The organism is Novacetimonas hansenii (assembly GCF_014843995.1).
Lineage (GTDB): Bacteria > Pseudomonadota > Alphaproteobacteria > Acetobacterales > Acetobacteraceae > Novacetimonas > Novacetimonas hansenii.
Window position 1 is genome coordinate 1,797,837 of sequence record NZ_CP062147.1, and the last position, 19,995, is coordinate 1,817,831.

Sequence of the window (19,995 nt, forward strand, 5' to 3'; positions counted from 1 at the left end):
ATAGGGTCAATCGGGGGATACGGCATCCCTTGCCGAGATGGTGGCATGGCGCGAGACAGCTTATGCCGGTCCATCCCGCCAGGCCGTCTGGATCACTGTTTGCGCAGCGTAACATGCGGATCGAAATCATGAAAAAGGGGGCCATTCCTGTCGAATGGCCCCCGTATTATACGCCCGGTCCTCTACCAGAGCGCGGTGCGATAAAATCGATTGTGTATTCGCCAGCCCTGTTCAGGGAGTGTGCAGGGTATTGTTGCTGCGATCAATGTCGGGAATGGCATGGTCGGGATCAAGCGTCACCATCCGCAGCGAACCCTGTGTTTTGATCGGGAGGTCGATGGCTGTATGCTGATACCATGTTTCGGTAGGAATGGTCTGGCGCGTGGTCGAGCCATCCGCATAGGTCAGAAGCATTGTCACCGGAATGGGCAGGCTGCCCTTGTTCTGCACACTGATCCGGTATCCATCGGACGTTGCATGAATGCCGGTGCAGGCATAATCAGGCGCACGGTTTTCGAAATACCATCCGCGCCAGAACCATGACAGATCCTCGCCTGTTTCGCTGCTCATGAACCGGAAGAAATCCGATGGCGTCGGGTGATGGTAGGCCCAGACGTCGATATAGCGTCGGAAAGCACGGTCAAAGCGTTCCGGCCCGACAATCTGTTCACGCAGCAGCTTGAGCCCATAGGCCCCTTTGAAATAGGTGACAGGATGACGATAACGCTCCTGCACCAGATCCGATGGCACCATCAGCGGGGGGGCGTCCTTGTCACGCAGGAGCGGGACAATATCATCAGCCGGGATACCCGTCAGCGGGGCGAATTCATTGTCCTTCTTGGGGGCGAATTCACCATGGTTGAAATGATCGGATGCATAGGCATCGATGAAGGTATTGAATCCCTCGTCCATGAAGGCGTTGCGTCGTTCATTGGATCCTACGATCATGGGGAACCAGCCATGGCCAAGTTCGTGCGTGGTGATCCAGAATAGCTGTGGCCCATGGTCCTTCATGCCGTCAAAGACAATGCCGGGATATTCCATCCCTGCCCCATGACCGCCCAGGTTGATCGCATTCTGCCACGGATAGGGATACCACTGTTCCGAAAAATATTCGATCGCGTGCTTCACATATTCGGTGGATCGGTCCCATCCATCAGGGCCAATCCCCTCTGTGGGATAGACGGACATGGCAAGGTGCGGACCCTTGCTGACCCCATGGTCAGGCAGGTTCATCCGCGCGGCATCCCACACAAAGGCCGGGGATGCGGCAAATGCCACGTCACGGGTGTTTTCCATACGGAAGTGCCATGTCATGTCGCCATGGTCATGACGATGGCTGGTCGGATCAGTGACATCCTGTGCGGTACGGATCAGGACGCGTGTATCGCTGTGGGCGGCCTGTGACAGGCGCTGTCGTTCGGTTGCGGTCAGGACGGCGCCGGGATTGAGCAGCGTGCCTGACCCCACAACCGTGTAATTCCAGGGTACCGTTACACGATAGTCGATATTTCCGTATTCAAGATAGAACTCCTGCGTCAGATAGGGCGCAGTATCCCATCCCCGGATGTCGTCATATACCGCCATGCGGGGATACCATTGTGCGATTTCGTAAATATCCCCATTTTTACTTGGGGTAACAGATGTACGCCCACCCCATGGACCGGGAATGACGTAATGCCATGTTACATGGATGCGTAATTTCCCCCCCTTGCCCCGCAAGGTGGCAGGCAGGCGCAGTTGCATGCGGGTATCGCTGATGATCGGGGTGATTTCTTTCTTTACACCCTTATATTCTACAACGACTTTTTCAATCTGGACGCCATCGGTGCGCGGGGTGGAAAAACGTTCCGAAGCATATTGTGAACGTGAGTCAGGCTTATATTCGTTTTGTTCCAGATTCAGCCAGATGACATCCAGCGCATCGGGACTGTTGTTGGTATAGGTAATGGTTTCCTGCCCCGAAAGGCTTTTCGTATCTGGCTGTATTGTGGCGTGGATGGAATAATCCGCGCGGTTCTGCCAGAAAGCACGCCCCGGAATACCTGCAGCCGAGCGGAAGGCCGTGGGCCTGTCCGGCATTGGTTGTGGCATGAAAACCGCCGGTGCCTGTGCTGCCTGTCCGGGGGGAAGACGGTCTGCGGCCCACCCGGACGTAACACATGCAAGGGAGGCGACACAGCCAAGAAGCAGGGACCGGTATCCTTTTGTATCAAAACGGAAATTCATGAATATGGAACCTTTTACTCTGGTGTCGCCATTAAGATGGATTATGTCGGGACGAACGTAGCCTGCCTGTAGGGATACGGTCAATTCGGTTCATAAGTGTTATGATCGCCGATGTGGCAAATGGATTTATCCGTTGTTTATGAACATGAAAGATTTTTTCATGGGAGTGTCAGGATGTAGGGAGAAATATTCTATAATTTCGGTTTGATGCAGATTTTTCTTCCTTGAATATAAAACATAATAAATGCATTTTCTTTGGTATTTTTTTGGGGAATATATAAAATATGTTTGTTATTTTAAAATTTGTTAATAATTAAGAATAAATTTCATTTTGAATTTACTTTTTGATGCGAATTCAAAATGAATTTTGGCCGGCAGGGCGCTTAATGATCCACTGACCAGATGATGCCATATGTGTTCAACTCGATAAACTCCTGTCCAAAGCATTCCATTCTCATCGAGAGCTTGCTTCTGCAAGCTCAGTGAGTTCGAGTGCATCGTCAGGTAGCGCGAGAAGATTGACAGGCTGTTCGCTGCCATGATTCATCTCGCGGTCGCGATCATCAATGTGCGATATTTCCAACATGCCCGAGTAGGTTACTGGCCACAAATTTCCAAACAGCCTCTCGGATCATGCCGAGCTGAAAAGACATATCACCGCCCAATCAGGAATGCCCGGGGATAATCATTTTCAACAGGATCATACTTTTTCTCATTCATGTGCTGCATGGCTGCCGCGTCCACGGATGAGGGATATTTACGATATAATGCCGGGTATGAGTATAAAAGCCCGCTTCCCCTCTTACACCCTGCTTGAACGTGTTGCTGACCTTATCGTGCATGTCGTCGGGGTGGCCGTCATGATTGCCGGTGCAGGATGGTTGGGGGCCTCGGTGCCGCATACTGCCACTTGGATGGTGCGGCAGTCGGTTGTTCTTTATGGCACCTGCCTGATCCTCGTATGCATATGCTCGGCAGCATATAATTTCTGTCCGGCCTGTCGCATCAAGGGCGGGTTGCAGCGGGTTGATCAGGCCATGATCTTTGTCGCTATTGCCAGTACCTACACGCCATTCATCGTTATCGGGGGGCATGGATGGCGCAGCTTCTACTTCTGCGTGCTGTTATGGATCGTGGCCTTTGCCGGTATGGGGATGAAGCTGTTCTGGTTTGAAAAAAGCCAGAAATATCAGGTCATTCCCTATCTGGTGGTTGCATGGATGTTTTTCTTGTGTCCAGATCCGGTTTTCTGGCACCTGCCGTGGCAGGTGCTTGTCCTGATTATTCTTGGCCTTGTTTTTTATTCGATTGGCACGCTGTTTTATAATTACGACAAGCTGCCTTTCTCCAACGCGCTGTGGCACGTCATGGTGGTTCTGGGGGCATCCACCCATATCTATGCCGTGCGGCGCATGATCGATGTTATCGCCTGATCCCCGCCTTCATGTCATGATTGGGGGTTTTTAGGTTGGGGTCGTTTCATCCTTGCGTTCACGCAGGTATTTGCGCCGCCCTTTTTCCCCCATCCATAGCATGACCGGCAGAAGTTTTTGCCAGATGGCGGGAAAAATCAGCAGAAGCTGGCCAAAAATCCCGTCAGATGAAGGGACGAACACATCCCGGCTCCGCTGACGCAGGGCGCGCAGGATCAGTGTCGCGATGTGTTGTGGTGGTACCGGTAAGGTCACGAAATTAAGGGCAGACCCTCCATTTTGCATTTCCCTTTGCAGCATGGGCGTATCCACGGCCCCAGGGAAAATGGAGGAAACATGGATGCCGCGTGACCGGACCTCCTCCCGCAGGGAAAGGGCAAAGCCACGCAGCCCGAATTTCGTGGCGGCATAGACACTGCTCCCCCCCAGGGGAACGATCGCAGCCATAGAATTGACAAAGACGATATGACCGCCCCGTGGCACCAGGTCCAGCAGTCGTGTCGTCAGCATGATGGGGGTTTGCAGGTTGACCGTCACCTGTTCCCTGATTGCCCCGTCATCAAGGTCGGAGACGGTCTGCGGTACGATGACCCCCGCACAGTGGATGAGTGCCCGCACGGGGGCGCCAAATGACCTGATCCGGTCCGTCGCCAATCCGATGGCCTGCGGGTCCCCAAGGTCACAGCGGATGTTGGTGATGCCGGGGGAGTGTTCCAGTGTCGGGACACTCCCCTGTCGCGTCAACGCAATTACATGGTATCCGGCAGTCAGCAGGCCTTCGATGACAAGGCGACCGATCCCCCCTGCCCCGCCGGTAATGACCGCCAGCGGATGTTGTGTTGAAGCCGGTGGAAACGGAGCCGTCATAAGAGTCTCGCGAACGATAAGATTGTGATTATTTTCAACCTGATATGCATCTGGCTCATGTTACCTGAGGTAACATAAAGTCATCATGACGTCGAAGATAAATCGTAATCGGTATTTTCACGGTATCTTTTGCGAAGGATTTTTCTGGGTGTCGTCAGTCATGTCCTGGCGGGCTTCCTGCAATGCCTTATCCGTCAGCCGCTTTTCGTTGCGGCGTAGGAAAATGGCGCATCCTCCCACCCCGATGACAACAGTTACGGCCCCGATGACACTGGCGGGACCGGAAAGCTGCATGATCTTGTGACCGAGATAGTAGCTCAGCATGGCATAGCCACCAGCCCAGCAGATGCCGCCTGCCGCGTTGAAGATCATGAAACGTGGCCACGTCATGTGATTCGCACCGGCCAGCAGGGCCACGAACACACGGACCACAGCGATGAAACGGCCAAAGAACACAATTTCACTGCCATGGCGACGGAACAGGAACCGGCCAAGCAACAGGCGATCCGGTGTCATGCCGATCCGCGCGCCATAGCGTTGCAGCAATGGTATTCCGACCATGCGCCCGATGATATAGCCGATATTATCGCCGATGATCGCGCCCACGATGGCCGCCACGGCAACCCAGCCGATATCCATGTGATGCGTCGCCGCACAATAGAGCGAGGCGGAGATGATCAGCGTTTCCGCCGGCAGGGGCAATCCCATGCTTTCCAGCATGACGATCAGGGTGATTACGCCATATCCATAATGCTGGAACAGGTATTCCATGTGGTGAAGCAGCTTACAATCTCCTTGCGCAACCCGCGTGTGGCGCGGCTTTCACGCGACTGGAAATGGCTGTCATCACCTCTTCTGGCGGTGTCCATGTCGCCCGATATGCCATGCTGATAACGCAATGGGGGATTTCACAATCCATGGAAAGCCTATTTTTCAAATAGCTGCCTTCCATCATATCGGGGATATCCCGTATTACCCAACAGGATTAAGGGGTTTGGCGTATCAAATGGCATCCTGTGGCCCGGTATGGGGCGGCATGCAGCGCCTGCCTCCCCTCATGTCATGGTTATCATGTCATGGTTATTCAGCCCGGATCATGATTTCCACCACATTGGCGCGACCCGATGCGATCCCTGCCTGAATGGCGGCGGCGATATCGGTTGCCCGCGTAATCCTGCATGCTGACAAGCCATAGGATGTAGCCATCGCCTGATAATCTATGACCGGGTCGTTCAGGTCCATGGCAAGGTAATTGCCGTTGCGGGTGGAGACGTAGTGCGTTTGTCCCCGCATGAAGCCCTTCAGGACATTATATTCCTGATTGTTCATGATGACGAAAGTCACCGGCAGCTTCTCATGCGCTGCGGTCCAGATTGCCTGCGGGGAGTAAAGAGAGGCCCCATCCCCCACCAGGCAGACGACAGGTTCACGCCCCAGACCAAGCGATGCGCCCACGGCGGCCGGCATCCCCCAGCCCAGCGCACCGCCGCGCAGGAAGGAGTACTGCGCGGGCCAGTCGCTGTTGAGGAAAGAGCGCACGTGTGATGAGGTGGCGATGGCTTCATCAACGATGGCAATGTCTGGCCCGATGGCGCGCACGGCCTCATAGGCTGCGACACATGGCGCGATGACGGGGTCTTCCATCCTGTGTCGTGCAATGGATAATGCCGCGTTCCGGCGATCACGGTTACGCGCCGTGACCTTTTCCCGCGCAGAGGCGTAGACATCCTGACGCCCCTCGATTTCCCTGGCCAGCAAAGGCAGGAACGCTTCGAGAGAGGCGCGGATATGTCCCACCAGCGATAGTGGCGTGTAAAATGTGCGCCCAAGATCCCCGATATCTGCCGAGACCTGATAGATCGCGCACCCCGGCGGCACGGCAGACCCTTCGGAATACAGGATGGTAATCAGCGATTTGCCACCCAGTGCAAAGATCGCATCATAATCTCCCAGCTTTGCCGCGATATCCGTGGCCCGTGTTGGCAGGTTGCCTTCCCACAAGGGATGGGATGTTGCAAAGGGAACACGTGACGGCCATGAGGAGCCGAAGACCGGTGCCCCCAGAAGTTCCGCCACGGCGGCCACCTGTGCCGCAGCCCCCGCGGCGTGAACTTCGTCCCCTGCGATAATTCCCAGCCGTCCTGGTGCGATCTGCGCCAGGTGCCGCGCCAGTTCCGGCAGGCCGCCAGCGATGGAGCAACGCTCGATCCGCGATGGGGGGGCTGCGGAAACGGTACTCATTTCCTCCATGACATCCATGGGTAATGACAAGAAGACAGGCCCGGTCGGGGCCGCCATGGCGTCATTGAAAGCACGGTGGACCAACACCGGCAGTTGATCGGCATGCATGACTTCCTGCGCCCACTTGACGGCCGGGGTGGCGATGCTGACCAGATCCCCGAACAGAAGGGGGTCGGAGATGGTATGGCGGGAATCCTGCTGTCCCGCCGTGACAACCAGGGGGGTTTGCGACACGCTGGCGTTGAGGAGGTTTCCCATGCCATGGCCCAGACCACCTGCCGTATGCAGGTTCAAAAATCCCGGCCGTCCCGCCGCCTGCGCATAACCATCAGCCATGGCGACAGCACTGGCTTCCTGCAGGGCCAGCACATATTGCAGGTCCGGACGTTTCTGCAGGGCGTCAATCAGCGGAAGTTCCGTCGTGCCGGGATTGCCAAAGATATATTTGACGCCCTCGCTTTCAAGAATTTCGAGCAGGATGTCAGCGCCCCTGCGGCTACACTGTCCATCGATATCACTGATTGCCGTGATCTGCATGAATGGCCTCTTTCATACTGGTGTCATTGCAACTGTAATATGAAAATGGCGATTGTCATCCACCCAACTGTGGGCAAATGCATATAAGACAGACGATGATACCTGAACCGGGGATATCGGTTATTTATATTCAAAAACATATGGCGAAATATAATGTTAGGATACTGACGACGACGTGCCTCCCCTGCCGGACCACGCGTCGGCGCGCAGGATGTGCGCCTGACCCCAAAAGATATATTGAAAATACAGAACTGGCCTGATGAACATGACGCAAGCACAGGAATGGCTTCGCTCCATCCCCGAAAGTTTCTGTAAGACCGCATTGACGGATATCGACCGGACGCTTGCGACGATCCGGGCGGAGCATGACGTCATCATCCCGCTGGCGATTGAAAGCGGTAGTCGTGCATGGGGCTTTCCCTCCCATTATGATTGCCGGTTCATCTTCATCAGGCCAATGGCGCAGTATCTGTCATTGTGGCCCGTGCGTGATGTCATCGAAATCCCGCTCACGCAGGAACTTGATGTCAATGGCTGGGATCTGGCCAAGGCTGTCCGCCTGCTGCTGAAGGGAAATGTGGTGGTCATGGAGTGGCTGTCTTCTCCCATTATCTATGGGATGGACACGGCCTTCCAGACACAGTTCATGGCCCTGGCGCATCGGGTCTGTAGCCGTCCCCTTGTTGCACGGCACTACCTGCATCTGGGCGAGAAACAATATAACCGGAATTGCAACGGACAGGGGCAGGACATGCGGCTGAAGAAACTGTTTTATGCGCTGCGTCCGGCGATTGCCCTGCGTTGGTTACGTCTGCATCCGGCGGAAAATGTCGTGCCGATGCACTTTCCTTCCCTGCTGCGTGAATGCGAACTTGAACATGGCACAGTCGAAATCATTGATGATCTGATCCGTGCCAAGGCGCAAACGCGTGAAACACGCCTGGTCAGGATGCCTGCCATGCTGGATCAGTTGGTGGCGCATGAATTCGCCTATGCCCATGAAGCATTTGATCATCTGTCACCGAAGATTTCGGCGCATGCCATGACCGAAGCTGATGATTTTTTTCACCAGCAGATCAGGTCATGTCATCGGTGAAGTGGGATGATGATTGAAGTGAGCGGAATGGCGGCATGGTAAAGTGGTTTTCAGTTTATCGGTATCTGGGCGATAATCTGGGCCTGTTACAAAACCTGCGGGCTGTGTTTTCCATGCGCCGTAGTGGAGAAAGTCTATTCCCTTTACGTATTCCTATGGCTTCTGGATGGAATGGTCGGGAGAATATCATCTCGCATTCACTGGTCGATCAGTCCGTAGGATTCATAATTACTGTCGCTGCCGCATGCATTATGAATGCTATAGATTCATTATATATATTTAATTGGATGTGAAGTGCATATACTTAAGTATTATATAAATTATGTGGTATATTAATTGGATATGTAAATTTAAAAATATACGAAATACTCAGAATATATGAATTATAGGGTTGTCGTATCTTCCGCTGCAGGTTCTCCTTGAGCAGGAGCAGGAGCAGGAGCAGGAGCAGGAGCAGGAGCAGGAGCAGGAGCAGGAGCAGGAGCAGGAGCAGGAGCAGGAGCAGGAGCAGGAGCAGGAGCAGAAGCAGGAGCAGAAGCAGAATTGGGATTGGGATTGGGATTGGGATTGGGATTGGGATTGGGATTGGGATTGGGATTTTGTGATTGTGCAAGGAATTTTGCAAAATCATCTTGTATCTTCCGTGCCCGTTCCGGGTCCGAAAGTTGCGCATCTGTTTGTGATGAATCGATCACAACCACCCTGTCCCCAGCAAGGGGGGCAGGGTCGTGGCTTGCGCCAAGCAGCGCCTGGAGGGCGCGTGCATTCTGTCCGTCATGGATCAGATGATCGAGGTCGCGATCAATCAGGCCATGATGGTCAAGGAACGTATTAAAGCGCGAGGGAATGCGGATGCAGCCTTCGGAATCTGATCGGCCCAGACGCCCTTCCAACAGGTCGGGATCGGTTGCATGCATTTCCAGCCGCACGACCGCGACCGTGTCCTTTTTGCGCCAGTCCTCGGTCGTTTGCCAGCCAAAGTCCCATACGCGCATGCCTTTGTTACCATTTCCACGCACGCCGAATTCGTTTTTCGTTCCCTGCGCGCGATAACCATAGATCTGCCCGTCATTTATGAAGACCCCAACGGGGGTACGAAAATGCTCCGTTCGGCCGGGACGTCCCGTACTGACACGGACCGAACCCAGCGCGGTCAGCTTTTCAAGCTCCCCTCCCCCCACGGCAATCCACAATCGCTGCACCCGTTCGGAACGGTCCACGACCAGTATGATCTGCGGTGTATCCGGCCAGAGATGCGTCCTATCGAGAATCTGTTTCGCCTGCGCAAGATCTTTGTCGGTCAGGTTGCTGTTGAGATGCACGGCCTGTGACCCAAGTTCCGTTTTTATCGCCGAGCGTAGGTCATTCATTTCCTGTGCGATGTCAGGCGAAACGGGTTGTGCATGTCCCGGGGACGTCAGGCTGCATGTAATCAGGAATGCCACAGCCGCACGTGAACTTATCTGCATGTAGCTTCCGGCATGACGGTTGGGTGATCCTGTGGGATTGTGGTGTGTTGCGAAAATCAAAGGAGTACAGGTCTGTAATTCTATTATCTACATACCATCCCAAATCCGTCTTCAGAGTCACCTTGAAAAGAACTTATTGAAAAAACTGATAAAATTATGGGTTTTGTATTTTAGGCGATTAACCTGCTTTATACCTAAGCGCCGGATATAAGCACCAGGTTCCCCGTACGAGATCATACAGTTCTATTTTACTGTTGGGGGCGGTCTGTTGCGTCAAAGCGGAAGGGCTGGCCGATTGCCTTGCCCGGCAACTCCCCTTCCCACATGACGGTATTGCCACGGATAATGGTGCCAACGGGGCGACCCGTCAGTGTACGACCGACAAAGGGAGACCATCCACATCGTGATGCCAGCCAGTCCTGCCTGATTTCCCACCGGGCCTGTGGATCGACAATCGAAAAATCGGCGTCATAACCAACGGCGATCCGTCCCTTTCGCACCAGCCCGAACAGGCGCTGTGGACCGGCGGAGGTCATGTCCACAACCTTGCGCAGTGTCAGGCGCCCATGGGCAACATGGTCCAGCATAAGGGGCAGCAGCGTCTGCACCCCAGGCATCCCTGATGGGGAGTCGGGATAGGATCGCTCTTTTGCCGTTATGGTGTGGGGGGCGTGGTCGGACCCGATGATGTCAGGAACCCCCTGTCCCATCCAGTGCCACAGACCATCGCGCGCCGCACGGTTGCGGATCGGCGGGTTCATCTGTGCCAGCGTGCCGAGTTCGGGATAGGCATCCTCCGCCGCGAGGGTCAGATGCTGCGGCGTGACCTCGCAGCTTGCAATATCCTTGTTTGCGGCAAGGAATTCCAGTTCCGCCGGCGTCGTGACATGCAGGACATGGATACGTCGGCCTGTCTTGCGCGCCAGGGCGACGATGCGTTGTGTCGCCCGCATTGCCGTTTCCTCGTCCCGCCAGACAGGATGGGAGGACGGATCCCCCGCCACGCGATGGTTAACCCGTTCAAGCAGCCGGTTTTCGTCCTCTGCATGGATCGCAACACGGCGGGAGCCAGAACGCAGGACGCGTTCAAGGATGCGATCGTCAGAGACCAGAAGGCTGCCGGTGGACGAACCCATGAAAATCTTGATCCCCGCCGTGCCCGGCAGTTTTTCCAGTTCCCCGCACTGTTCCGCGTTGTCAGTTGTGGCCCCCACATAAAACGCGTGTTCGCACCACATCCGTCCCCGTGCGCGGGCCAGCTTGTCAGTGACAGCGTCGGGGGTATCGGTGGGGGGACGGGTATTGGGCATTTCGAACACCCCGGTTACCCCGCCCAGCACGGCCGCACGACTGCCGGATTCCAGGTCTTCTGCATCACCGGGGCCGGGTTCGCGGAAATGGACCTGCGTGTCGATCACCCCAGGAAGGATGGTCAGGCCATCACATTGCAGCGTACGTTGCGCATTCCCGGTGCCGCCAATTTGTGCAATGCGCCCATCGTGGACGAAAATATCCGTCATCACGGTCTGATCGGGAAGGACGACAGTCCCGTTTTTTAAAACAAGGTCGTACGATTTGCCTGGCATCAGCTCTTCCGTCTCATTCGCGTTTCAGGAGCAGATGCGCAACCGGCTCCGGCATATGCCGGAAAATAATCGACATGCGCGCGCACGTCCAGAAGAAGGCATGCGTTTTGATGCATATGCTTGTGTGGCGTGGCCAGATCGCGGCGTTATTGAAGGATGAAAAACAGAGTCATGCACGCGATTGCCATGACGATGATGACAAGGCGGCCCATATAATAATCCGGCGCTGTGTGTCGGGCGCCAAGATGCACCTGAGCTGGTGGGGCCGCCGTATGGGATAAGCCTGTCATGTTCCCTCCCTGCACGAATGGTGTGGAGTGACGTGCTGATCTCACTCAGGATGCAGACGTCACGGTGTCCCACAGCAGCTTGAAGTTAAGGACAAGGATGATGGTGGCGATGACCCATGCCAGGACCTTCATGACGGGCGAAATCGTGAATTCCCCCATTTTTTCACGGTCTGATACGAACATCACCAACGGGATGACAGCGAACGGCAACTGCATGGACAAGATAACCTGGCTGAACATCAGCAGTTCCCCCACGCCATGCTCGCCATAAAACAGCGTGACGAACAGGACAGGAATGACCGCAAGGCCACGTGTCAGCAGGCGACGCGCCCACGCAGGAAGGGACAGGTGAAGGAACCCTTCCATAATGATCTGTCCCGCCAGTGTCCCGGTTATTGTCGAGTTCATGCCCGCTGCCAGCAGGGCTGTAGCAAACAGGGTCGAAGCGATCGCCACCCCCAGCACGGGCGATAGCAGACGGTAGGCATCCGAGATTTCGGCCACGTCCTGATGGCCGCTGCCATGGAATGCCGCTGCCGCCACGATCAGGATCGCGGCATTGATGAACAGCGCCAGCACAAGGGCAATCGTGCTGTCGAGTGTGGACCACTTGATGGCGTCGCGCTGCCCGGTCGGGGTGCGTTCGAATGCACGGGTCTGGACGATGGATGAATGCAGATAAAGGTTATGGGGCATGACCGTCGCCCCGATGATGCCGATGGCGATATACAGCATGGACGGGTCGGTCAGGATCTGCGTTGTGGGCACGAAGCCATGCAGCATCGCGGAAATCGAGGGGACGGCTGCGATGATCTGTACCACGAAACAGCCTGCGATGATAATCAGGAGCCCGATTATAAAGGCCTCAAGATAGCGAAAGCCGCGCTGCATCAGCAGCAGGACGATAAAGGCGTCCGCGATGGACACCACGCATCCCCCGATCAGCGGAAGGCCAAAAAGGAGTTGCAGCGCGACTGCGGTTCCGATCACCTCTGCCAGGTCACACGCGATGATCGCCAGTTCACATGACACCCACAGGGCGTAACTGACCACCGGCGAAAAATGGTCCCGGCATGCCTGTGCAAGGTCCCGGCCGGTTACGATCCCCAATCGCGCCGCGAGGGCCTGAAGCACGATCGCCATCAGGTTCGACAGCATGATTACCCATAACAGGTGATAACCGAACTGCGATCCGCCCTGCAGGTCGGTGGCCCAGTTGCCCGGGTCCATATACCCAACCGATATCATGTATCCGGGGCCGATGAAGGCAAGGAAACGACGCCACCACAGGGCGCTGCTGTTGGGGACGTGAATGCTAGAATGGACTTCCGGCAGGCTCTGGCTGTCGGCCCCCTGTCGTGTGAAACGCCAGGCATGTGTCGTGGGCGGCGTGGTGGGGGGAGTGGACATGGGAACCTGCCTGAAAACTTTGTCGCCACACCATTCAACGTCACTGCTACAAAATATGCAATAGGCTATATCTTGTAGTGACGACAATTTTTCATAGCATAGAGATTACAATGCCGCGAGCGCCGGGAACCCGTGACACAGGGCAGTCGTTAAAATTGGCCTGTTGGAAAATGTCAGGGGACGCAGTCGGTTACGGATGGGGCATCCATCCCCATCCGTAACCTTATGGTCAGGGGGTCAGGTCTGGTAGTCCGGCTGTTCGCGGTCGAGTTTGCGAAGCAGCGCCTGCCATATCAGTTGCCCCTGGTCCGTGTCATCTTCGAACTGCTGGCGTGCGCGCAGGATGCTGGCGGGGGATGGGAAATGCAGCGATGTGCCGGTGGACTGGGCCGCGACCTGGATACGGCAGGCCTGTTCAAGGTAGTACATGCGGTAAAAACATTCCGCCACCGTGCGTCCCACGGTCAACAGCCCATGATTTTGCAGGATCAGTCCATGGTTCTGTCCCAGGTCGCGGACAAGACGTTCGCGTTCACTCAGGTTGTCTTCCGCAGCCAGCCCCTCATAGGCATGGAAACCGATGCGGTCATGGAATTCCATGCTGATCTGGTTGATGGGCAGGATCTTGCGATCCTGCGCCGCAACCGCCATGCCCGCGATGGTGTGGGTATGCATGACGCATGCGGCATCAGGCCGGGCACGATGGATGGCGGAATGAATCACAAACCCCGCCGGGTTTATGGGATGTGCGATTGGCTGGCGGGGGTGGCCGTCGGCATCGACCGTGACCAGTGAAGATGCAGTTATTTCCTCAAACAGGAAACCATACGGGTTGACCAGATAGGCATGTCGCACCCCCGGCAGTCGTGCCGACAGATGGGTATAGACAAGGTCGGTCATCCCGAAATGCGCCACCAGGCGATAGGCCGCGGCAAGTTCGCGGCGCAGCGCCTGTTCCGTGACGGTTGACCGGGGTGATGGTGGTGTATGGGGGGAACCGTCGGGCATGTTCCCCGTGATGGTGGAATTAGGCGATGACAACATCGAGCGCCTTGCAGAAACTTTGCATGTCACTTTCGGATCCTACGGTGATGCGTGAACAGTTTGGCCATATGGGCCAGTTACGCCCGATAAGGACACCCTGTTTTGCAAATGCTTCCCGCACGGGTTTGGCCGGGCGTTTCCAGTCAACGATGAACATGTTCGCCATACTGGGGATATAGGAGATCCCACGCTGGCGCAGGTGTGCGAATGTCATTTCCCGATTGGCAATCATCTGGTTGCGACGCTGGATGATTTCCTGCGCGCGCGTGACACTGGCAAGTCCGGTTGCAAGTGCCACGGTGGAGAGCATGAAGGATTGTGAAAACCCGTCATAGCGCATCATTTTTTCCAGCAGGTCAGGACGCCCCATACTGAGGCCAAGGCGCAGTCCTGCCATGCCAAATAGTTTGGAGAATGTGCGCAATACGATCACATCCTTGCCTGCTGCCACAAGGGAGGCGGCGCTGCGTGTGCCCGAAAAATGGATATACGCTTCATCCACCAGGATGATCGACCCTGCCGGTTTATGGGCAAGCAGCCATTCGATATCTTCGATGGGTGTCACCGTGCCGGTGGGATTGTTTGGCGAGCAGATATAATAAACACCTGCGTTCGGATCGGCCGCCAGCATGGCGCGTACATCCGTTTTCCAGTGTTTTTCGCGCCGCAGAGGAACCTTCGCCAGCGGGACCTTCAGCCATTCGGCCGTTTCCCATGAGGGTTCATAGGTCGGGTCCAGCGTGACAAGCCCGCGTTGCGGTGAACAGAACGTCACGATGGTGCGACATAGCGGATCACCAGATCCCGGCCATGGCATGATATGGTCAGCCGGTACGCCCTCGATCTCGGCCACAGCCTTGATCAGTGCCTGACGGTTGCCGTTGGGCCAGTAACGATTTCCCTGCGCCACCATGGCGACGCCGGCACGGACGCCTTCTTCCATGGGGCCGGTCCACCATTCGTTGCTGTCAATCAGCACCTTGCCTGCGTTATCGCCTGCCGACGCCACAACCCCGCGTGCCTGCGCGATCCGTCCCGGCAGGGACGCCAGCGCAAGGCCCGTGCCCAGAAGCGCCCCGATCCGGCCAAACTGCCGACGCGAATATCCCCGCTGCAACAGGTCGCGTTGGGCGTCAGCCGACAAAGTCGCATCCGTATTCATATATGCGTTCCTCGTTATATCAGGGTGATGGCACGCGACATCCCACGGCCATCATTATGAATACGCATCATGCAGGGTTATTCGTTACGATCAAGTTCCATTATGAAAAACATATCGTAATGATCATGTTGCCATCGCGGGTGTTGCCTTATGAACATGGTCGCGTGGGATGCTCATCCCCCGATGGGGGCCCGGCGCAGGGGCATCGTCATGCAATGCACGCTGCCCCCGCCGCGCGAAAACTGGTCAAGATGTGGTGTCAGGATCTCCATCCCTTCCGCACGCATCATCTGGTTGATTCGCGTGCTGTGATGCGGGCTGATGACCCGTCCCTTCCCAAGGGCGAGGACATTGCATCCCATGCCCTCCATCGCTTCTTTGTAAGTGACGGACAGCAGGCGTATGCCCTGCGCCCGCAGCCATGCGAGGTCGGCATCAGGCAGGACATCAGTGACGGCGATGGCCGTATCATCATTGATCATTGTAAAGATGACATCCAGATGCAGGAAATGTGCCGGGAATCGGATCAGGCGGCAGGTCCAGCCTTCTTGCGTGAACCAGTCTGTGAACTGCCGCGCGCCGACTTCGTCGGTGCGCCCACCGCTTACGCCCACAACCAGCAGGCCGGGACGTATGAAATGTATGTCGCCGCCTTCGATATGGCCCTGGGTGCAGGTTTTCCAGACTTCACCCGACGCATGGAACTGCCGCACCGGTCCTTCTTCCGCGCGGCGTTCGGGACGCGCCAGACGGGTAATGACCGTGCCGAATGGCGTGGTCTGTGAACTGTCACGGGTATATACCTCGTACGGCATGCCGGGCTGTGGCGTCAGGAAATGGCAGTTGACGTCCGCCATGCGCAGGGCGTCTACCAGCTCCTCAAACTGTGACAGCATGTCCGCATGATTGGTGCGCTGGCCACGGGCCAGCGTCTGAATCGCGATATCGTTGCTTGGTATCCATGAATAATGTTCCGGCCGGCACAACAGCACATCGGCCAGATCGCCGCTTTCGCTGTCTATGAACCAGTGGTTTGTATTCATTACGTCACAATCCCGCAGATAAAAGCACCCCCGCATCGCAGGGAAAGACAGCAGCGTAGCAATGCGGCAGATATGACGGGATAGGAATGATACAGAGTTCACTTTGGTTTTTTATTAACCACACGCAATCAAAAAACCTGTTTGTGCGCAGACACATATTGTTGCATTCTCTGGACAATCTGGAGCGGGCAAGTAACGATCAGCGGACTTTGCCAGTCATATCCATCTGACTGAAGACATCCTGAGCGTTATCCCGCAGGCACCATGGACGGACCCCGACGCACATGACAGCCCCATTAATGACCCTTTCCTCCCCTTCCCTGCCATCCACAAAGCGGATGGCCGCGGGCCGACGCCGGGGTGGTGGTTTCCGTGGCCAGGTGGCCGAAGTGGACCTCAGGCTGCTGCGTGTCTTTCGCACCGTTGCCGAACGCGGCGGATTCTCCGCAGCCGAAATCGCGCTGGGCAAAAGCAAGTCTTCCATCAGCATTGATATCTCTGCCCTGGAAAGCCGCCTCAACATCAAGCTGTGCCAGCGTGGGCGCAGCGGCTTTGCCCTGACGGGTGAAGGGCGCATGGTGCTGGAGGCCACGGAGGAGTTGCTGACGGATATCGAGCGTTTCCAGCAGCGCATCAATACGGCAAGCGGTATCCTGTCGGGGCGTTTTTCGCTGTATATGCCAGATAATATCCTGATTCACGGCGAAACGGCGGTCATACGCGCCATCAAGACCTTTACCGCGCGCCATCCCGCGGTTTTCATGAACATGTGTTCCGCATCCCCGCGTGAAGTGGAACTTGCGGTGCTTGATGGGCGCGCCACGGCGGGCATCGTACTGCATGGGCATCATCGGCCGGATATGCAAAGTACGGCGCTGTTTACGGAATCCCTTGGTCTGTACTGCGCCATGACGCATCCACTGGCACGGGTGGAAGAAGCGGACATTACGTTTGATATCCTGAAACAGCAGCGCATGATCGAGGTTTCCAGCGCGGTTTCTTCTGCCGCATGGGATCGGATCAGGGGGCAGATGACGTTTTGTGCTGGCGCGGAAAACGTGGATGCCCGTGCCCTGCTGATTCTTTCGGGGAATTATATTGGTTTCCTGCCAGAGGCATATGCCCGGCCCCTGGTTGATGACGGGCTGTTGCGCCAGATCGCGCCCGACAGCCTGCGCCTGATGACCAGCTTTCATTTCCTGGTGCGCCCGTCCCCCGATACAAGCATGATGATCGAAACATTCCGCACGATACTGGAAGACTCATATTGAGATCTTGCACCCCTCATGCAGTTACGGGCCTTCAGTTCGTTTGTTTCTGTCTTCTTTTGTTGTTTTTTCCCGGGTGCCTGCTCCGGGCGCAATCGTCCCCTGTGCCGGGATTTATCCATGATGGCGTCCTGAACGTCTGTACCAATCCCACGCTGCCGCCCATGACTTTCATGAAACATGCGGGGGGTGATACGGACATGCCCTCCGGTGTGGATATCGACCTTGCCCGTGCGCTGGCGGGATACTGGCATGTACGGCTGGAGGTATCCTCCATGGATTTCGTGGGGCTGTTCCCTTCCCTCATGGCGGGCAGGTGCGGGCTTGTCGCAAGCGGGGTCACGCGCCTGCCCAGTCGGGAGCGGAGTTTTGATGCGGTTCCCTATCTGGATACGGCGCTGGTGGTTGTCGCACCGGCGACGACGCCACCGATAGATCGCATGTCCGACCTGTCGGGCCGGCGTATTGCCGTGCAGGCGGGCACCAGTTACACCGCCATGGTCGAGCATCTGAATGAGCAGCTTGTGGCGCAGCATCGTGCGCCCATTGAAATCCAGCAGTACCCCACCGAGGAAAACGTGGTGCAGCAGGTTCTGCTGGGGCGGGATTTTGCCTTCATCAGCCAGGATGTGGAGATATATTTTCGCCAGAAGCAGCTTCATGGCAGGGTGCATATCATCCTGCGTACCGATGATACGGATTATCGGCAGTTTGCCCTATATATGCGCAAGGACGCGCAGGACCATGAGGCCCTGCGGCATGCGATTGCCGTTTTGTCCGCCAATGGGCAGATCAATGCCATTGCGCGCAGGTGGTCGATCAACCCGGTCGGTGCCACGGACCTGACAGCCGGGCCTGTCATCACCTTTGCATGGGGGGATTTTTTCCGTGCGCTGGCATCGGGGGCATTTCTTCGTGGTGCGGGTGTGACACTCCTGCTGGCACTGGCGTCGCATGTGACGGCCATCATCATTTCCATTCCCATCGCCCTGCGGCTTGGGGGGAAGCCGGGCCCTGTACGTGCGCTGCTGGGTCTGTACATCTATATATTCCGCGCAGTACCAACCCTGCTGCAGCTTCTGTTCGTATGGAACGCATTGCCGCAGTTCTGCCCCATATTCAGGGAGGCATGGTTTTCACCCTTCCTTGCTGCGTGGATATCCCTGTCGTTGAATGAGAGTGCCTATCAGGCGGAAATCAACCGCTCTGCCCTTGTGGCGGTGGATGCGGGGCAGATTGCGGCGGCACGTGCGTTGGGAATGGGAACGGGGCAGACATATCGCCATGTGGTCTTCCCACAGGCATTGCGCATTGCCCTGCCCCCCACGCTCAATGACTTTATTACCCTGCTGAAGACGACCTCGCTTGCATCTGTCATTTCACTGCACGAGCTTCTGTCCGTGGCGCAGGTGGAGGTCGCGCGGAGTTTCGAATTCAGCGAATATTATGCGGCGGCTCTTGTCTATTACCTGTTGATGGTGCTGTTTTTTATCATGTTGCAGAAAATCATGGAACATCGCCTTGGGCGGCCGATCCATGGGGCAGGTGCGCATGAACGTTGATTCCGACCCCGTGATGGTGCCACGGCCCATTGTCGTGGCGGCCCGTGCATTATGCAGGAAACGCGGGGAGATGTACCTGCTGGACAATATCAACCTTGATATCCTCAAAGGAGAGAAGATCGCCGTAATTGGCCCCTCTGGGGCGGGTAAATCCACCCTGATCCGCTGTTTTAACCAGACAGAGGTGCATGACAGTGGCACCCTGTCAATTGATGGGCAGGTGATCGACCGCACGACCGACCTTGTGAAGCTGCGGGGTATGGTGGGGCTGGTTTTCCAGACATATCACCTGTTTCCGCACCTGAGTGTGCTTGATAATTGCACCCTCGCCCCACGGCTTGTACGCGATATGCCGCTGATGCAGGCGCGTGCCCTTGCACTCGGCTTTCTGGAGCAGGTGGGTATCAGTGAACAGGCGGAGATGTATCCGCATCAGCTTTCCGGGGGACAGCAGCAGCGCGTGGCAATTGCACGCGCATTATGTATGCAGCCCCGGATCATGCTGTTTGACGAACCGACGGCCGCCCTTGACCCGGAAGCCATCCGTGGGGTGATGAACATCATCAATGAATTATGTGCCGCAGGTATCACGGCCATTTTCGTCACCCACGAAATGGGGTTTGCCCGCCATGTGGCCGATCGCATCGTTTTTATGGATCGTGGCAGGATACTTGAAACCACCCCTGCCACGTCTTTTTTCGAGGCCCCGCGCAGCACGCGGGCGCGGATATTCCTTGACCGTATGCTGTGCCTCTAGA

15 protein-coding genes are annotated in these 19,995 nt (G+C 56.2%); 5 read left to right on the forward strand and 10 right to left on the reverse strand.

What is annotated here, in order from left to right; all coding sequences use genetic code 11:
* Positions 1 to 231 precede the first annotated feature (231 nt).
* Complete coding sequence (locus IFJ82_RS07985; RefSeq protein ID WP_062808864.1) at positions 232 to 2,229, reverse strand: M1 family metallopeptidase; 1,998 nt, start codon at positions 2,227 to 2,229, stop codon at positions 232 to 234.
* A gap of 776 nt (positions 2,230 to 3,005) precedes the next feature.
* Here IFJ82_RS07985 and trhA point away from each other — a divergent pair.
* Positions 3,006 to 3,662: a PAQR family membrane homeostasis protein TrhA gene (gene trhA / locus IFJ82_RS07990; RefSeq protein ID WP_040511952.1), complete on the forward strand. Its 657-nt coding sequence runs from the start codon at positions 3,006 to 3,008 to the stop codon at positions 3,660 to 3,662.
* 30 nt (positions 3,663 to 3,692) lie between these two features.
* Here trhA and IFJ82_RS07995 read toward each other — a convergent pair whose 3' ends face one another.
* From IFJ82_RS07995 to IFJ82_RS08005, 3 genes are all read right to left on the reverse strand, one after another.
* Entirely contained in the window at positions 3,693 to 4,529 is an 837-nt protein-coding gene (locus IFJ82_RS07995; protein ID WP_003620018.1) for an SDR family NAD(P)-dependent oxidoreductase, read from the reverse strand.
* Positions 4,530 to 4,646: 117 nt separating this feature from the next.
* Complete coding sequence (locus IFJ82_RS08000) at positions 4,647 to 5,300, reverse strand: DedA family protein (protein WP_003620016.1); 654 nt, start codon at positions 5,298 to 5,300, stop codon at positions 4,647 to 4,649.
* A gap of 309 nt (positions 5,301 to 5,609) precedes the next feature.
* Positions 5,610 to 7,307 carry a thiamine pyrophosphate-binding protein gene (locus tag IFJ82_RS08005; protein WP_003620014.1) on the reverse strand — a complete coding sequence of 566 codons (1,698 nt, stop codon included), beginning with the start codon at positions 7,305 to 7,307 and terminating at the stop codon, positions 5,610 to 5,612.
* Positions 7,308 to 7,566: 259 nt separating this feature from the next.
* Between IFJ82_RS08005 and IFJ82_RS08010 the strand changes: the two genes are divergently transcribed.
* Positions 7,567 to 8,403: a nucleotidyltransferase domain-containing protein gene (locus IFJ82_RS08010; RefSeq protein WP_225578582.1), complete on the forward strand. Its 837-nt coding sequence runs from the start codon at positions 7,567 to 7,569 to the stop codon at positions 8,401 to 8,403.
* Positions 8,404 to 8,786: 383 nt separating this feature from the next.
* On the opposite strand, the gene IFJ82_RS08015 is transcribed toward IFJ82_RS08010, so the two are convergent.
* The 6 genes from IFJ82_RS08015 to IFJ82_RS08040 form a co-directional block, all read right to left on the reverse strand.
* Positions 8,787 to 9,872 carry a L,D-transpeptidase gene (locus IFJ82_RS08015; protein WP_225578583.1) on the reverse strand — a complete coding sequence of 362 codons (1,086 nt, stop codon included), beginning with the start codon at positions 9,870 to 9,872 and terminating at the stop codon, positions 8,787 to 8,789.
* A gap of 248 nt (positions 9,873 to 10,120) precedes the next feature.
* Positions 10,121 to 11,458: a dihydroorotase gene (locus IFJ82_RS08020; RefSeq protein WP_192263664.1), complete on the reverse strand. Its 1,338-nt coding sequence runs from the start codon at positions 11,456 to 11,458 to the stop codon at positions 10,121 to 10,123.
* Between the two features lie 335 nt (positions 11,459 to 11,793).
* On the reverse strand, positions 11,794 to 13,158 hold the full coding sequence (locus IFJ82_RS08025) for an Nramp family divalent metal transporter (protein WP_192263666.1): 1,365 nt from the start codon (positions 13,156 to 13,158) through the stop codon (positions 11,794 to 11,796).
* Between the two features lie 237 nt (positions 13,159 to 13,395).
* Positions 13,396 to 14,166, reverse strand: a complete 771-nt coding sequence (locus IFJ82_RS08030; RefSeq protein WP_192266405.1) for a class II aldolase/adducin family protein — start codon at positions 14,164 to 14,166, stop codon at positions 13,396 to 13,398.
* A gap of 19 nt (positions 14,167 to 14,185) precedes the next feature.
* On the reverse strand, positions 14,186 to 15,364 hold the full coding sequence (locus tag IFJ82_RS08035; RefSeq protein ID WP_003620001.1) for a pyridoxal phosphate-dependent aminotransferase: 1,179 nt from the start codon (positions 15,362 to 15,364) through the stop codon (positions 14,186 to 14,188).
* Positions 15,365 to 15,537: 173 nt separating this feature from the next.
* Positions 15,538 to 16,407 (reverse strand): dimethylarginine dimethylaminohydrolase family protein, encoded by an 870-nt coding sequence (locus IFJ82_RS08040; RefSeq protein ID WP_062808855.1) that lies wholly within the window; start codon positions 16,405 to 16,407, stop codon positions 15,538 to 15,540.
* Positions 16,408 to 16,706: 299 nt separating this feature from the next.
* Here IFJ82_RS08040 and IFJ82_RS08045 point away from each other — a divergent pair, with 299 nt between their 5' ends.
* The 3 genes from IFJ82_RS08045 to IFJ82_RS08055 all read left to right on the forward strand — a co-directional run bounded on the left by IFJ82_RS08045 (position 16,707) and on the right by IFJ82_RS08055 (position 19,994).
* Positions 16,707 to 17,678, forward strand: a complete 972-nt coding sequence (locus IFJ82_RS08045) for a LysR family transcriptional regulator (RefSeq protein ID WP_003619997.1) — start codon at positions 16,707 to 16,709, stop codon at positions 17,676 to 17,678.
* A 101-nt stretch (positions 17,679 to 17,779) separates the two neighbouring features.
* The gene (locus IFJ82_RS08050; RefSeq protein ID WP_192263667.1) at positions 17,780 to 19,237 is read left to right on the forward strand and encodes an ABC transporter substrate-binding protein/permease; all 1,458 of its coding nucleotides are present in this window, start codon (positions 17,780 to 17,782) and stop codon (positions 19,235 to 19,237) included.
* Complete coding sequence (locus IFJ82_RS08055; RefSeq protein WP_275403439.1) at positions 19,227 to 19,994, forward strand: amino acid ABC transporter ATP-binding protein; 768 nt, start codon at positions 19,227 to 19,229, stop codon at positions 19,992 to 19,994. Before IFJ82_RS08050 ends, IFJ82_RS08055 begins: the two co-directional genes overlap by 11 nt.
* Position 19,995: the final 1 nt, after the last annotated feature.